Below are 15,292 nucleotides of genomic sequence, written 5' to 3'. Positions count from 1 at the left end.
CGACCGCCCTTGGGCTTCGGCCGCTCCCGCGGCAACAGCGGTTCCACCGCCGACCAGAGGTCATCAGGAACGAGGAGCGCCATCCCTCCTCAACGCCTCAGCCCAGGTTTTGTCCCGAGCTTTTAGCGCAGAAAGCTCGTGAGTGTGAGATCACCGAGCATGGCAAGAGTTTTGTAACTCGCCTGCAGATGACTTTGGGTGGTCTGAAGACGTACGAATGCTTCCGCCAGGTCAACGGACTCCAAGTCACCTAGCTGCCGCTCCAGCTGACTAGCAACCTCGGTGTTCTGCGCGCGCGCGGCGGAAAGCCGTTGTTCGGCATAGCCGAGTGCGCCGGCTTCGTGGTCCACTCGATCTTTCGCCGATCGAAGCGTAGCGATCACACCCTTTAGGAGCGCTCCAGTGTCGCTCGCGGCTGGTGCAGCGTCGAGGTTTGATAGTACGCTTAGCCCATGTAGTAGGTCGCGCGACCAGGACCCGGTGCTTTCAGCGCCCACCGGGAGCGGTGACGAGTCGCGATTCGGGTAGAGGCCGATTTCAACCCGAACACCGTCAGCCACGGTAACGCTGCGCCGAGGGTCATCGACCTCCCCTCGGGAGGACGCGGCAGCGTGCGCAGAGAACGGGGTTACGGAGGTATCGTCACTGCTAGCCAGTGCGCGAGTGCTCGCCAATACCGCGGCGGCGTCGATCGTGCCGAGCTTCATTACCTCACCGCGGACGCCGGTATAGAGACCGGATTTGAAGATCTCGTCAGGGCTGACGATTGGATCATTCTCTGGATCACTGCCACCGAACACGGCCTCGCCCTGGTACCGCTCGCCGAGCAGGCCTGTTACCTCCGCGAGGGCCTTACGTGCGTTCTCCGCAATGAGGTTACGATCGGTACCCAAAACGCCGAGGCCGTCGTCCGCGGAGGTAGCCATGGCGGTCGCGATATCGGAAAGCCGGGTGAGGATCGTCTGAGTATACGATACGCGTGCCTCAGCTTGGCTAGCATTGGTGGCCAGAGCCTCGCGGCGCAGGAACTCGCCGCGGAGACTGACTGAATGCCGCGCATCCGAACCGAGGCCAGCGTAGGTGTCCGTCCGCATGCCGCTCGCCGCCTGTCGTGTCTCCTCATTGAAGCGGGAACGAAGCTGCATAGCCGCCAGCATGGTGCTGTCCAGGCCACGGAAGCCGCTGATTGCCATCTTCGCCTCTCCTTACCTGACAGACGCCAGCAACGCGTCCCACATGTCCTGTACTACGGACATTACCCGGGCATTCGCGGCGTACGCATTCTGAAGCTGCACCATGGACGCCATCTCGGCATCAACATCAACACCTTCACGCTGCTGAAGCAGCGTGCCGAACTGTGCGCGGATGGCCGCTGCCTGCCCGGCGGCACCCTTCGCCGCAGCCGCCTCCTCGCTCTGTCTGCCGATGACAGTCGCTGCAAAGTCGACGATTCGGGTGGAGGTAGCCACGCCGGTGCTGATATTTCCACTTGGCCCGAGTTGGCTCCGCGGGATAGACGGGTGCAAAGTTCCGGCGCTGATGTGCGCACCGAATGCATAGTCATTGATGCGATTCAGGAGGGCACTGTAGCCGCTCGGACCGCCAGCAGGGTTCGGTGGAAAGGAACCAGAGTTCGCAGTGCCATCCCGCAGCAGCCGGGGCTCGCTTGCCACTTCAGGGTTGATTTGGATCCGACTGGCGAAGCCCGCCATTGCCGGCCCTGCGCCTCCGGCAAGCGGGTCCGGTCCCTGGGTGCCTCCGGAGTCGGTGAACAGCCGAAGCCCCTGCTCCGCAAGCCTGTATGCGAGGGTGGCGGCAGTCACATCGAGCTCCGCTTGCAGACGGGGCAGGGTCTCGTCACGCAACTTGAAGCCCTCACCAATCCGGCCGCCGAGTCCACTCGTCAAGGCGAGAGGCACGCCGTTGACGGTGAGCCCCGGGAGCTTCCCACTAGGCGCTCCGAAGTAGTCGTGATCAGTCACCGTCACGTCCGCCAAACTGAACGGACTAGTATGCGGATCCAATGGCAGGGTAGCGCCGCTGGGCAGGAGAAGCCCGATCCCGTTGCTGCTCTCTGGTACTGGTGTGACGTTGATGAGGCTGGACAGGTCTGACACCGCGGCGTCCCGCTGATCCAGCAACTCTACCGCGCTGCGACCTGCGGCAACTTCGTTCCTAACCAACCGGTCCAGGCGGGCGATGTCCTGCACCAGCCCATTGGCACGGCTCACGTCCTCCCGCAGGCCATCCTGCACGCCCTGCCTCGCCTGGCTCGTGGCTGAGCCGACCGTGTTGATTCGTTCTGCGAGGGAACGGGCGGCCTCAAGTGTCGCGGTCTGCTTGCCAGCGTCCGCCGGGCTGTCGGAGAGAGTCGTGAAGTTGTCGCGCAACGCTCCCATCAGGCCGCCGATGCTGGAACCGTCGGACGGGTCCCCCTGCAACTGGGAAAGTCGCGCCAGGACACCGCTGCGGAGCGCTGCGGCCGCCTCCTCTCCCGCAGCCCGGCGCGCTTCCGTCCGCATCGCCGGGTCCACATCCCGCTGAGGGTCGAGCGCGCGCACGCCCCCAGTGTCGACTGACAGACCGGCCACCTGCTTTCGCGTATAGCCTGCCGTCCCGGCATTGGAGACGTTATGGGACGCAGCCGCGAGCTGGCGCGACGCGAGCCGGAGGCCGCTGCCGGCGGTTAAGAGCGCGGTGTCGAGGCTCATAGCGGCATAACCCGCGCTGATTGTTAACGCATTGTCACCAGCCGCCGCATTCGCCCACGGCACCGCTCCGGCGTAGGTACGGATCGCCTGAACGGCGCCGGCTCACGCCGCTTCCGCCACGCGATGAGCCAGAGTCATCTACGCTAGCCCCTGCTTCGGTGGCGCCGATCTGTTTGCTTCCTGCCCGGCAGTCCGGAGCACGAGGGATACTCTGCCGGCACCCAGGGCTATTCAGCTGAAAGGATCGGCTCAGGCCATCAAGGAAATTCCTGAGCCAGAGGCCGCGACGAGGTAACGTTGGATTAGCTTGTCGCGCTTCTTTGGGTCAGCGAACTGATCGACGTCGAAACGCGCAGAAAGGCTGCGTGCCTGGGCTTCAATGGACTGAAGCGCAAGTTGATCCGGCAGGCTGGCGACGGTCGTGGCAACGCGCCGCATGACCTTGTCCCCGAGAACCGTATAGATGTTTGGCTTGGTGTCGGGCAGAGCCTTGATGGCCAGCGCGTCTGCCACAATTTGGCTCTTCTTAGATATAGCTGAGAGTCGCCTGTACTCGACGAGCCCATCGGAGATGAGCTGACGGAACGCAGGGTCTTTCAGCTTCTTCAGACCAGACGCGGCGAAGTCTAACTGGGCAGCAGCTGAGGACCAGCGCTGGTCCGGAAGCTGCTTGGCTAAGCTGTTCGGCTTTGACGGATCAGAGGTCAAGGCCTTGATCGCCAGGCCGGCGTTGTCAACTTGGTCCGCAAGGCCGAGCCCCTGCATCAGAACCCGCCTCGCGTCAGGATCCCTCAGGAGATCCTCCGGAGCTCTAGCTTTGTCAACCGCCTTGAACAGGGATGCGAGCTCCCGCTTGATGGTTGGGTCTGCTCGCAGACGCTCGGTGTCCTTGCCAGCGTTCTTCAGGGACTGGTTGTAGAAGGTTACTGCCTCGGACGAGGACATGGATGTAGGCGTGGCTGCCGATCCGCCGAACAGGGTCAACAGATTCGGATTGGCTGCCATGGTTCGCTGCACTACGGGGCGGTGGTCAGCGCGAGCACCGCGTCGTCGTGAGCAAAGAGGCGGCGAAGGCCACGCATCGCCTCCCAGCAATCGCCGCGCTCGAGAGATGCGATGGCTGAGGCGAGAATTGCACGTGCGGTGTCGGATGTAGTGGCGGCAGAATACTCGTCGGTCAGCTCGCGAGCGGCCGCGATGTAGGCGGGCCGCTCTGCGTCCTCCGCGACATAAGCGGCTTGAATGGCAAAGTAGATGCGTCGCGCAGGCGTGCGGGCATCTTCCTGCGACATGATCTGCTTGCCAAATAGAAATCGGGCATGATTGCCGAGCATCACGCTGGTCCGGGTTCTAAACTGCAGCGCCGCGCCATTGACAAGCATGCGGTCCCCTGCGCGCAGGTCTAGCACCAGCCTGCCCTGTGACGGAGCCGGTGCCTCAGTGTTCTGGCTCATGCTGCCGCCGCTTCCGTGGGAGTGTTGGCCGTAACCGGCCGGGTGCGCAGACCGGCCGCGAAGTTATCGCAGATCTCGGCCAAGAAGGTGAAGTCAGTCTTCTCGCCTTCAATATCGGCGAGCGCCACCCGCGCCACAGAGGCGATATTCCCTCGGATTTCCTGAGGCAGTGGGCAGGAGGGATGCAGCACAAGCACCTCCAGGGCGTTGAAGAGCCGGCGCGCGTCGGCACGGGCGCGAGTTCGGTCCATCTCGGAGCCGCTGCACAGGGCCGCGCGAAGGCGGCCAGAGAGAGTCGTATAAACTTCGGCTTCCTGTTCGCGCAGGGATCGGGTGGCCTGGACTGCGCCATAAGCGCGCAGGGCCTGGGAAGGGGATGGATGCACGATGCCAGCCTCTCGTTTTGACGGCAATGGGCCGCATGGCCCTGTATCGGCAGCGTGGCCGGGGGCTGCTACGAGTCCCCGGCCATTTCAGGCGGTGATCACCGCCACGATCTGCTTAGCGGAAGAGGCTGAGCAACGACGAGGGAGCCTGGTTCGCCGTGCTCAGTGACGTAGTGCCGAGCTGCTGGCGGATGGTCAGCGACTGCATGCGCGCGGACTCCTTGGCGAGGTCCGCGTCGATCAGCGCACCAAGGCCGGTCTCTAGAGCTTCCATCTTGCTCTTGTTGTAAGAGACCTGGTTGCTGATCGCCTTGCTGTCGTTACCGTACTGATTCAGCGCGTTGTTAACTTTCTGCTCGACGTAAGCGAACCCGCCCGCCGTGGTCTGCGCGAGCGCGGCCTTCCAGTTCAGGGCCTTCGCTGCATCAGTTGTGCCAGTGCTGATAGTAGCGAGCGTACCCAGATCGAAAGAGCCGGAATCCTGCCCTTCCAGCGCGTAGGTCGCCAGCTTCTCGCTGCGCACCACGTTGAAGTCGGTGCCAGCCGCTGCAGTTGCTCCGTCCGCAGCACCTGACGTTCCCAGCAGAGAAGCGCCGTTGTAGGTCGAGTCGTTAACGAATGAGCCCACCTGCTGGCGCAGCTGGGTGTACTGGCTCTCGTAGTTAGCGCGCTCCTCTCCGGTGATCTTGTCGTCGGCGAGCTTCGTCATCACCGATTTCACGCTGGAGAGAGTCTCAGAGATGCTCTTAAGGCCCGTCAGCGTGGTGTCCAGCAGGCCGGTCGCGCCACCGAGCTGCTCATTTGCGCTGGTCAGACCCGCCACGTCGCCGCGGACCTTCTGGGCCACGGCGAAAGCCGCGCCGTCGTCCTTGGAGTCCGCAACGCGGTAGCCGGTGGAGATGCGCTTCTGGGTAACGTCCATCATGTCGTTGGTCTTATTCAACGACTGAAGAGCCACCATCGCGCCAGCATTGGTGATGACCGAATTGAGGGCCATGGTACGGATCCTTTTTACCTTACATCGCCGGCTTTTCCGACGATGCGGCCGGCCTCCCCTGGGTTCTGTGACGGGGCGGCCTAGCCAAAGGACGATCGCTGGGCGGATCCTCCGCCGCACCATCCCTCCCGCCCCTTCCTTGGGCGGCCTGTGGAAGAAAGCTGGGAGGGGTTTACTAACCAGATGTTTACGGCCTGGGGCTTTTTTGCACCTCTCTGCCCTTTCCGCGGAAGGCAGCGCCCGCCACCTTGCCCATTGAGTGCAGAGAATTGAGAGAGGTTAACAGACTGGTCGGAATTTGGCCGTGTTCTAGCTTGTGCGGGTAGCAGACGGAAGCACGGGCGTGGACGACCTCATCTCGGAATTTCTGGCCGAAACCAACGAGGCGCTGGCTGAGCTGGACACCGCGCTCGTCGATTTAGAGCGCGCGTCAGAGGACGCTGAGATCCTGGCGCGGATTTTTCGCCTGGTGCATACCGTGAAGGGTACCTGCGGTTTCCTCGGCCTCTCAAGACTGGAGACCGTGGCCCATGCTGCCGAATCCCTACTTGGTCTGTACCGTGACGGCGAGCGCTCCGTCACTCCGGACGGTATCACCGCCGTACTGGCCGCTCTCGACACCATTCGCCTAATCATGGGTGGCCTTGCTGACGCAGGCGAGGAGCCGAAGGGCGACGATTCGGCGCTGCTAGCCCGGTTGGAGGCGCTGGTGCAAGACGAACACGTGTCAACCCAGCCGACGGACCCTGCCACCCGGGACGATGAACCACCTCAGGCGGATGAAGAGCCGACTGCAGTCGCGTCTGCCCTAGCCATAGTTCACGACGGGCCTGCACCCCCATCCGGAGCGACAGCGGCAGCTACTCCAGTAGCTTCTAGCACGGTCGACACCAATCTTCCGGTGCAGGCAATCCGGGTTTCTCTCCCCGTGCTGGACGAGCTGATGACGTTGGCATCTGAGCTGGTGCTAGTGCGCAACCAGCTTCTGCAGGTGGCGCGGAGCCAGGGCAGCACGCCCTTCTCTGCTCCGCTGCAGCGACTGTCGCGCATTACTACTGATATGCAGGAAGGGGTGATGAAGACCCGGATGCAGCCGGTCTCGGCTGCCTGGGCGAAGCTACCGCGCCTAGTTCGCGATCTCGGGCAGGAGCTGAACAAAAAAATCGATCTCGTTATGACGGGCGGGGACACTGAGTTGGATCGGCAGGTTTTGGAGCTGATCCGCGACCCGCTGACGCATATGGTGCGCAACTGCGCCGACCACGGCCTAGAGACGCCCGAGCAGCGAATCCGAGCCGGCAAGCTGGAGACCGGGCGCATCCTGCTCTCCGCTCGCCAGGAAGGCGGACGCATCGTCATCCAGATCGCAGACGACGGCCGTGGCCTGGACCTCACCCGTGTGCGGCAGCGCGCCGTGGAGCGTGGCCTGGCCACAGAAGCGGCCGTCACGGCCATGGAGGACGCGGATGTTGCCCGTTTCGTCTTCCGACCCGGTTTCTCGACCGCTGAAGCAGTCACGTCCGTGTCCGGCCGCGGCGTTGGGATGGACGTGGTGCGCAACAACATCGAGCGCATCGGCGGCAATGTGGACCTGCAGACCACCCAGGGCCGCGGAACGGTGCTGACCATTCGGATCCCGCTGACCCTTGCCATAATCTCGGGACTAGTCGTGGAATCCGTCGGGGAGCGCTTTGCGGTTCCGCAGTCGGCCGTTGTCGAACTCGTTCGGGTTGGCGGCGGCAACACGCGAGTCGAGTGGGTGGACTCCGCCCCAGTACTGCGGCTGCGCGGTCAGCTACTTCCGCTTGTACAGCTCGGCCCGCTGCTAAATCTCGCGCCATTTTTGGGAGGAGGAGCGCCGGTCGAAGGGTTCGTCGCTGTGCTGCAGGCCGATACTGCCCGGTTTGGATTGCTGGTTAACGGCGTCTTTGACACTGAGGAAATCGTTGTTAAGCCAGTTGCCCCTATTCTGCGTGATCTCCAGGCGTTCTCCGGCAACACCATTTTGGGCGACGGCGGGGTCATCATGATCATCGATCCTTCCGGCGTCGCCCGCATGGCAGGCATTGGCAGCGATCGAACTGCCCAAGCTCAGGGCGAGACGATCACGAAGGATGAGGAAGGAGCCCAGCTCCTTCTGTTCCGGGCAGGCGGTACGCCAACGCCCAAGGCAGTGCCACTCGGCCTCGTCGCGCGGCTAGAGGCACTACCCTCCTCCACCATCGAGATGGCCGGTGACCGCCCGGTCGTGCAGTACCGCGGTCGACTGATGCCGCTCATGCCACTCGGCGCCTGGGCTAAGCCCTTGGCCGGGGCACACCAGCAACTTCTAGTTTTCCAGGACGGCGACCGAATGCTCGGCCTGATGGTGGACGAGATCTTGGACGTCATCGAGTCCCGCATCGACCTGCGCCCCTCGGCTCAGCACGCAGGATTTCTCGGTAGCGCTATCATTGCGGGCCACGCGACCGATGTCTTGGACTGCGCCTACTGGCTGCGCCAGGGAGATCCTAGCTGGTTCGGTAAGACCGACCAAGCAGTACCACGTTTGCTTGTAGTCGAGGATAGCGGCTTCTTCCGGCAGATCGTCGTTCCCGCGCTCTCTACAGCCGGCTATGACGTAACAGCCTGCGCGGACGCTGCCTCAGCTCTTCGCCTCCGCGACAGCGGTGCGGTCTTCGACGCGATTCTGTCCGACATCGAGATGCCCGGCATGGACGGCTTTGGCTTAGTGGCTGAGATCCGCCGCGGCGGACCCTGGTCCAAGCTCCCGGTCGTGGCGCTGAGCAGCCGCTCAAGCCCGAAGGACCTGATGCGCGGGCGTGCGGCGGGCTTTAGCGATCACGTCGCTAAGTTCGACCGCGATCGCGTGCTGAGCGCACTTGCTAACGCCCTATCTAACATGAGTGAAGCCGCATGAACGCCCAACTCCTGCAGATGTCCCCGCGCCGTTCAGCGATCGAAGAGTCTCGCCTGCTGCTCACGCTTCAGATCGCCGGCCGCCTTTGTGGCATCCCTGTTCCATGTGTTCGTGACGTACTTCGCGCGGAGGCGATCACACGGGTGCCTCTGGCTCCGCCGGGTGTCGCAGGTGTGCTGAACCTGAGAGGTCGTATCGTGACCGCGGTTGAGCTTCGGAGCCGTCTCGGACTTCCCCCTGCTGACCGGGGCGCCCCACAGATGAGCATCATTGTTGAATACGATGGCGAATTGTACAGCTTAGTTGCCGACAGCGTCCGCGAGGTGATCAGCATCTCCCCCGAGACACGCGAGGAGGCTCCAGCTACGCTCGGGGATACTTGGCGCACCCACGCCACCGCCGTCTACCAGCTTGATGGCGAGCTCCTAATCGAGCTCGACCCTGCACAGCTCCTGGCTTTTGGCCGGGGCGTTGAAGGGGGCATATCTTGAGCCATGCTTTGGGAACCGGTACGCGCAGCGTCGGGTCGGAGCCAGACCACGAGCGTCTGAGAGTCTTAATCTGCGACGACAGCGCGGTGATCCGCACCGCGACCGCACGCATGCTAGAAGCAGACCCAGATCTTCAGGTCGTGGCCCGTGCACGCAATGGTGAGGAGGCGGTGGCCGCAATACGGCGCGGTGGGATCGACGTTGCCGTTCTCGACATCGAGATGCCAATCATGGATGGGCTGACTGCACTGCCCCTGATGATGCAATTGGATGCGAGGCTGCGCGTCATTGTCGTCTCCACCCTGACAACCCGTGGCGCCTCGGCTGCTATGGAGGCTCTGCGACGCGGAGCATCCGACTGCATGCCCAAGCCAAGTAGTGGCGAGGAGAAATCATTCGCCCAGGAGCTCATCACCCGCGTGAAGGGACATGGTGCCCTTCGCCGGCGCGCGCCCGTCCGGGGGACTGTCACCCCTGTCGTTGTGGCACCAGCCGTAATGGCGGTGCCACCGCCCAGCCCGGGAGCACCCGTACTCGCCGCTCGTCCCAGGTCCATGGGCGCGCAGGCAAGCATCCTCGCCATCGGCTCATCCACAGGAGGACCTCAGGCGCTTGCCGAAGTGTTCCGCGCCTTTCGTCGTGCACCGAGGATACCCTTGTTGCTGACCCAGCATATGCCGCCCCCATTCATTCCTATGTTGGCCGAGCATCTCAGCCGCTTGGGCGCCGTGCGCGCCGTGGTCGCCGCGGCTGGCACTGTGCCTCAGGCCGGTTACGCCTATCTGGCACCCGGTGGGCACCATCTGGTGGCTTCAGCCGGCGCTCCGCCGACGCTGCAGCTGTCCGACGGGCCAGAAGAGCATTTTTGCCGCCCTGCAGTGGATCCCATGATGCGCAGCTTGGCGACCATCTACGGCGACCGCTGCATCGCCGCTGTGCTGACGGGGATGGGCCATGATGGTGGAGCTGGGGCAGCTGCAATACAGGCGGCGGGTGGATACGTGCTCGCGCAAGACGCACAGAGCAGCGTAGTCTGGGGTATGCCCGGTGCGGTGGTGGAGCGCCGTGCGGCGCACGAGGTGTTGCCACTCCCCGAACTGGCCCGCCGCTTGGCGGAACTGGCTGGTGCCTCGTGATCGAGCCTCAATACCGCCAAATCGCCCGAGTCGTTCAGGATGTATCTGGCCTCGTTTTGGGACCGGACCAGGGCTATCTGCTCTCAAGCCGGCTTGGACCCGTGCTGCGTCAGAATGGACTGGTCGACCTAATGGCGCTCGCGCAACGGCTGGCGCTGCCAGGCGCGACTGAACTCGCGAGGCAGGTCGCTGAGGCATTGACAACGAACGAAACGAGTTTCTTCCGTGACCGTCTCCCCTTCGATCACCTAGCCGGCACGGCTCTGCCGCGACTCGCTGCAGCTCGCGCACGTGGTGCGACACTCCGCGTCTGGTCCGCAGCCTGCTCGACTGGACAGGAAGCCTACTCCGTGGCGATGCTGGCAAGGGAGGTCCAGGGATCCCTCGGCGGAAGGCGGGTGAGTATCTTTGGCACTGATATCTGCGGCAAGGTGATCAATCGTGCGCAGGAAGGCGTCTTCAGCACATTCGAGGTTCAACGGGGACTGTCGCCTGAGCGCTTGGCGCGTTGGTTCATTCCCGAAGGCCCAAACTGGCGGGTACAGCCCGGCTTGCGCGAGGACTGCCGCTTCGAAGTAGGTAATCTTATCGGGCAGATTTCCGTCAGTGGCCCCTTCGACGTGATCCTGCTCCGCAATATCCTCATTTATCTGGACAAGCAAACAAAGGAGCAGGTGGTGGAGGCCTGCTTGAGGCGGTTGGCTCCTGATGGCGTGCTCTACCTCGGGGCGGCGGAGACAATGTTAGGCCTGTCCACCCGAGTCACACCGCTGCCAGAATATCGTGGAGCCTACTGCTTCACCGGTGCCCTGCAGGGAATGCCGGCGTGAACAGTCAGCCCCAGCGCAGTGACTTAGCGCGTCGAGCGACAGCCGCGACGGCCGCGCTGCGTACCCTTCCCAAGGGTCGCATTCAGGGGGGCGTTGCGAGCGCCGGCACACTCTCGATCGACGTCACGGGATTACAGAGCATCGTCGCCTGCGGAGCCCGGGTAGAGGTGATGGGAGCCGCCGGCCTCATCCCTGCTGAGATCGTTTCCCTCTCCGAGGACAGAGCTCGCGCCATGCCCTTCGGCGCGCTAGACGGCGTGCGTCTCGGCTCCCCGGTCCTGTACCGGGGAGCGGCTGAGCTATGCCCAGGCGCTGGATGGCTCGGCCGCGTGGTGGATCCGCTCGGCCGACCAATGGACGGGCTCGGTCCACTTCCCCTTGGCCCTGTGTCACATCCAGTTCGGCGCCCCCCGCCAGATGCTGGGCAGCGTGCCCGCTTAGGTCCGCGCCTTCACCTCGGCGTTCGGGCGCTGGACGCCTTCTGCACCATGCGCCGCGGCCAGCGCCTTGGTCTCTTTGCTGCCTCCGGAGTCGGGAAATCGACGCTTTTGTCCATGCTCGCGCGCGGCGCCGAATGCGATGTCGCAGTGCTCTGCCTCGTTGGCGAGCGCGGGCGCGAGCTGCGGGAGTTCCTAGAGGACGATTTGGGGCCGGAGGGGCTTGCGCGCAGCGTAGTAGTTTGCGCCACCTCTGACGCGCCAGCGCTAATGCGCCGCGAAGCGGCTTACGCAGCTATGACTGTGGCCGAGGCGCTCGCCGCAGAGGGCCGGCATGTGCTGCTGATGATGGACAGCCTGACCCGCTTCGCACTTGCTTGCCGGGAAATCGGCTTGGCTGCAGGGGAACCGCCGGCAACCCGCGGCTATACGCCTAGCGTCTTTGCAGAGTTGCCCCGTTTGCTGGAGCGCGCCGGTCCCTGCGCTGATCGGCCTGGTGGTGGAGCAATCACTGGTCTCTTTACTGTACTAGTAGAGGGTGATGACCACGACGAGCCCGTTGCCGATGCAGTGCGCGGGATTCTCGATGGACATGTCGTCCTCGACCGCTTGATCGGAGAACGTGGACGCTGGCCCGCCGTGGATGTCCTCCGGAGTCTGTCGCGTACCGTTCCGGGCTGCCTTGCACCGCACGAGCGTACGCTCATGGCGCGGGCCCGCAGCATTCTCTCGCTCCAAGGTGATATGGCGGAACTCGTACGGCTCGGCGCCTATAAACACGGCACCGACTCCGCAGTGGACGAGGCACTGCGCCTGGGTCCGCGCATTGAGGCCTTCCTCTCGCAACGTAAGGAGGATCCAGTCCTGACCGTGGATGACACATTCGCCTCTCTGGCGGACATACTCGCGCAGGCCGATGCCTCAGCGTGACTCCCTCGCTACTCTGCACCGCCTGCACGGATTGAAGGTGGCGGAGGCTCAACGGATCTTGGCCGCACGGCGATCCAGCGCAGTTGAACTGTTCCACCGCGCCACCGCAGCTGCCGCGGCCATTCCGCGCGAAGTGGCCGCTGCGACGACGGAATGCGGCTCGGAGGCAATGCTGTCCCTACACATTACTGGCGATCTGACGGCTTGGCTGCCGCGCGGTGAGTCATTGCGGCAGCGTGCTGCCACCGAGGCTCGGCTGGCCGAAGATGCGGCCGAGGCCGCACGCGAGGAAATGGTCGCCGCGCGTGCCGCCCAGCGCGTGGTGGAGTTGCTGCGAGCGAGGCGTGCGGACGAGGTGGCTCGGAAAATGTCGCGCCGAAGCCAAGCGATGCTGGACGAGATGGCAGCAAGGAAGTTGGCTCGCTGAGGTGGCAGGATCCGCGTCGCGTTTGGCGTGGCATTTGTGTACCAATTTACGTGAGCGAACCTTCTTCGGGGATTCGTACTACCTTGCGGTATTTCCAGCCACAACGGAACCCGCGCCTGTTCCGGGCATCACCATCTACTTCCGCTCAATAAGCAACATCCCGCTCTTGTTCACTTGGCTATTGCCAACCCATTACAGTGATCTCATGCGGCCTAATTCGTGCGCCCTGCTTCGATGTAGAAACCGGCCCAGAATCGCTCGGATAGAGTTGCTCCAGCTAAGGTACTCTGGTGACAATCTGGTGATAACTTACGGGCAATATGAAGTCCTCCGGATTTGGACATGTGGAGGATTTTACGCGTGTTGCTCCTGTCTAGTCTCTCAATCGCCAGGAAACTGACGATAGCCTTTGGCGCTCTCGTTCTCGTAGTGGTTGGAATAGGGGCTGTGGCGATCCACAGGATCGACACGGTGAGGCATGAAGCTCACGAGCTGGGACAGAGATGGCTACCTCAGCTGGACGCGATCGGACGCCTGAACGAAGCCGCCCTTCGCTACCGAATGAACCAAGCTAACATGGTGATGTCGAGCGACGCCGAACTCCGCGCAAGCGCTACTCAGCGCGGGGCCGACTCGCTGCGCCGCGTCCAGGAAAATTATGGCCGTTTGCAGACCGATATCGTCTCGGCCGAGGGAAAAAGACTCCTCGACACCTTCGATGCGGCTTTCCGCGGCTACCGTGCGCTCGACGCCCGCATTGAAGCGCTCGTTTCAGCGGGAAACGCAGTGGAGTCGGCACGACTCTTCAATGGCGAGATGCTCTCGGCTTTCAACAAGGTCCGCGACAGCATCACTGCACTGCTTGACTTCGTTGCCAAAAACGGCGCCGAAGCTGCTGCGCGCGCTGAGGAGACCTACGTCTCTGCGCTATGGCAAACGGGAGGCGTGACCTTGTTCGCGCTCGTAATTGCCCTGATTTCTGGTGGCTGGCTGAACAGGGAGATCGCCAAGCCGGTCGTCCGCATGTCGGGAGCCATGCTCCAGCTTGCCCGTCGCGACTATGGTTTCGACCTTCCCGAAGTGAGCCGTCGTGATGAGATTGGCGGTATGGCGCAAGCAGTCGAGGAGTTCCGCACTGGCCTGCAGGATGCAGATCTCCTCGCGGCAGCTCAGGCAAAGGAGGCAGCGGAAAAAGCCTCCCGCAGCGAGCGCGTGGACAGGCTCATCCGAAATTTCGAAGCTGAGGCGACTGAGGTACTACGCACGGTCGCAGCCGCCGCTACAGAGTTAAACGCAACTGCGGGGGAGATGGCTTCGACCGCCCACGACGGGGTAGAGCGTGCGACTTCGGTGGCAGCAGCGTCGGAACAGGCCAGCGCAAATGTTCAAACTGTAGCAGCATCATCTGAGGAGCTAGCGGCGTCCATCGCGGAAGTGGCGAGGCAGGTTGCTAGTTCGGCAGATGTCGCGCGGCGGGCGGCAGATGACGCACGGCAGACCGACGGCGCAGTGCAGGGGCTGTCAGAGGCCGCGCGGAGCATCGGCGACGTAGTGCGACTGATCAACGACATCGCGGGCCAGACCAACTTGTTAGCGCTGAATGCTACAATCGAGGCGGCGCGCGCCGGCGAGGCCGGGCGCGGCTTCGCCGTGGTGGCGAGCGAAGTGAAGACTCTGGCGACGCAGACTGCGAAGGCGACAGAGCAGATTGGTAGTCAGATTGCGGCGATGCAAGGTCAGACGGAGCGCGCTGTCTCTTCAATCGCCGGCATTGTTAGAACGATTGAGGAAATGAACAGCATTACGACGCGAGTCGCTGCGGCTGCCGAGGAGCAGTCTGGGGCAACGCGGGAGATCGGGCGCGCGGTTGCCGAGGCGGCATCTGGTACGCAGGACGTGTCCGGCCATACGGCGGGAGTCAAAGAAGGAGCAGAGCGCACCGGAGCGGCAGCGGCACAGTTGCGTTCCGCTTCAGGCGATTTGGCACAGCGCGCTGAGCAGCTGCGCGGCCAAGTGGACACATTTCTCGCCGGGATTCGAGCAGCGTAGGAACTGCGGGCGCCTTGTCGCTCGTTCATGTACAGGAGACAGCCGCGTGCGAAGGCTGCTCCCGGATGTCGGCGAGCGACAGATTCCGTAATGAAGCAGCGCGGCTTGGCAAGTTTGCCAGCCGCCGCTTGCTTCGTTCTGGAGGATGGAGAAAGGTCCGCACGGCGATGTGCACTCGAGGTGTTGATTGCCACTGAGAACTGACCCGGGATTGCCATGAGGATCTGACCCGGGTTGTGGATGGAAGCGGGGTTTTCGGATCCTGTCAGTTAGACTGTGACTTCTTCTCCCGATGGGCTTGGGTTGCGGAGCTGTTCCTGAAGCGGAAGCTGTCGTTTCCGGTCTCCAGGATGTGGCAGTGGTGGGTGAGCCGGTCGAGGAGAGCGGTGGTCATCTTGGCATCGCCGAACACATCGGTCTGCCTCTGTTTCGGACCGGGTCATCTCTGAGGTGACGGTTACCGACCCGCATCACCCGCTGCATGGGGAGCGGCTGCGACTGTTGTCGCTGACCTGCGCACGGGG

13 protein-coding genes and 2 pseudogenes are annotated in these 15,292 nt (G+C 63.2%); 7 read left to right on the top strand and 8 right to left on the bottom strand.

The genetic code is table 11. The features are described from left to right. The 7 genes and pseudogenes from J8J14_RS23235 to J8J14_RS23205 all read right to left on the bottom strand — a co-directional run. Positions 1-83: pseudogene (locus tag J8J14_RS23235) on the bottom strand (IS5/IS1182 family transposase); the annotation flags it as partial. Positions 84-122: 39 nt separating this feature from the next. Continuing rightward, positions 123-1,193, bottom strand: a complete 1,071-nt coding sequence (locus J8J14_RS23230) for a flagellin (protein ID WP_209381931.1) — start codon at positions 1,191-1,193, stop codon at positions 123-125. A gap of 12 nt (positions 1,194-1,205) precedes the next feature. Beyond that, the gene (locus J8J14_RS23225) at positions 1,206-2,711 is read right to left on the bottom strand and encodes a flagellar hook-associated protein FlgK (protein ID WP_209381930.1); all 1,506 of its coding nucleotides are present in this window, start codon (positions 2,709-2,711) and stop codon (positions 1,206-1,208) included. Positions 2,712-2,960: 249 nt separating this feature from the next. Beyond that, positions 2,961-3,716: a DUF1217 domain-containing protein gene (locus J8J14_RS23220; protein ID WP_209381929.1), complete on the bottom strand. Its 756-nt coding sequence runs from the start codon at positions 3,714-3,716 to the stop codon at positions 2,961-2,963. Between the two features lie 11 nt (positions 3,717-3,727). After that, positions 3,728-4,165, bottom strand: a complete 438-nt coding sequence (locus tag J8J14_RS23215; protein WP_209381928.1) for a flagellar biosynthesis repressor FlbT — start codon at positions 4,163-4,165, stop codon at positions 3,728-3,730. Next, a complete protein-coding gene (locus tag J8J14_RS23210) occupies positions 4,162-4,551 on the bottom strand; it encodes a flagellar biosynthesis regulator FlaF (RefSeq protein WP_209381927.1) in 390 nt (129 codons plus the stop codon). Before J8J14_RS23210 ends, J8J14_RS23215 begins: the two co-directional genes overlap by 4 nt. Positions 4,552-4,666: 115 nt before the next feature. After that, positions 4,667-5,548 (bottom strand): flagellin N-terminal helical domain-containing protein, encoded by an 882-nt coding sequence (locus tag J8J14_RS23205; RefSeq protein ID WP_209381926.1) that lies wholly within the window; start codon positions 5,546-5,548, stop codon positions 4,667-4,669. Positions 5,549-5,891: 343 nt separating this feature from the next. Between J8J14_RS23205 and J8J14_RS23200 the strand changes: the two genes are divergently transcribed. The 7 genes from J8J14_RS23200 (at position 5,892) to J8J14_RS23170 (ending at position 14,768) form a co-directional block, all read left to right on the top strand. Continuing rightward, positions 5,892-8,468, top strand: coding sequence for a hybrid sensor histidine kinase/response regulator (locus tag J8J14_RS23200; protein ID WP_209381925.1), 2,577 nt, complete (start codon positions 5,892-5,894; stop codon positions 8,466-8,468). Next, positions 8,465-8,959 carry a chemotaxis protein CheW gene (locus J8J14_RS23195; RefSeq protein ID WP_209381924.1) on the top strand — a complete coding sequence of 165 codons (495 nt, stop codon included), beginning with the start codon at positions 8,465-8,467 and terminating at the stop codon, positions 8,957-8,959. The genes J8J14_RS23200 and J8J14_RS23195 overlap by 4 nt, the downstream gene beginning before the upstream one ends. Continuing rightward, positions 8,956-10,095 carry a chemotaxis-specific protein-glutamate methyltransferase CheB gene (cheB, locus tag J8J14_RS23190; RefSeq protein WP_245216108.1) on the top strand — a complete coding sequence of 380 codons (1,140 nt, stop codon included), beginning with the start codon at positions 8,956-8,958 and terminating at the stop codon, positions 10,093-10,095. Before J8J14_RS23195 ends, cheB begins: the two co-directional genes overlap by 4 nt. Beyond that, positions 10,092-10,925 carry a CheR family methyltransferase gene (locus J8J14_RS23185; protein WP_209381923.1) on the top strand — a complete coding sequence of 278 codons (834 nt, stop codon included), beginning with the start codon at positions 10,092-10,094 and terminating at the stop codon, positions 10,923-10,925. Before cheB ends, J8J14_RS23185 begins: the two co-directional genes overlap by 4 nt. Further along, a complete protein-coding gene (locus J8J14_RS23180; protein WP_209381922.1) occupies positions 10,922-12,292 on the top strand; it encodes a FliI/YscN family ATPase in 1,371 nt (456 codons plus the stop codon). The genes J8J14_RS23185 and J8J14_RS23180 overlap by 4 nt, the downstream gene beginning before the upstream one ends. 37 nt (positions 12,293-12,329) lie before the next feature. Continuing rightward, positions 12,330-12,719 carry a flagellar FliJ family protein gene (locus J8J14_RS23175; protein WP_342452522.1) on the top strand — a complete coding sequence of 130 codons (390 nt, stop codon included), beginning with the start codon at positions 12,330-12,332 and terminating at the stop codon, positions 12,717-12,719. Positions 12,720-13,061: 342 nt separating this feature from the next. Beyond that, on the top strand, positions 13,062-14,768 hold the full coding sequence (locus tag J8J14_RS23170) for a methyl-accepting chemotaxis protein (protein ID WP_245216107.1): 1,707 nt from the start codon (positions 13,062-13,064) through the stop codon (positions 14,766-14,768). 265 nt (positions 14,769-15,033) lie between these two features. Here the strand turns inward: J8J14_RS23170 and J8J14_RS23165 are convergent. Beyond that, positions 15,034-15,180 (bottom strand): annotated as a pseudogene (locus tag J8J14_RS23165) (ATP-binding protein); the annotation flags it as partial. Positions 15,181-15,292 lie beyond the last annotated feature (112 nt).

It is taken from the genome of Pararoseomonas baculiformis, assembly GCF_017813395.1.
In the GTDB taxonomy this organism is placed as follows: Bacteria; Pseudomonadota; Alphaproteobacteria; order Acetobacterales; family Acetobacteraceae; genus Roseomonas; species Roseomonas baculiformis.
The sequence above is the reverse complement of the archived record's forward strand: the minus strand, read 5'-3'. Positions and strand labels throughout refer to the sequence as shown.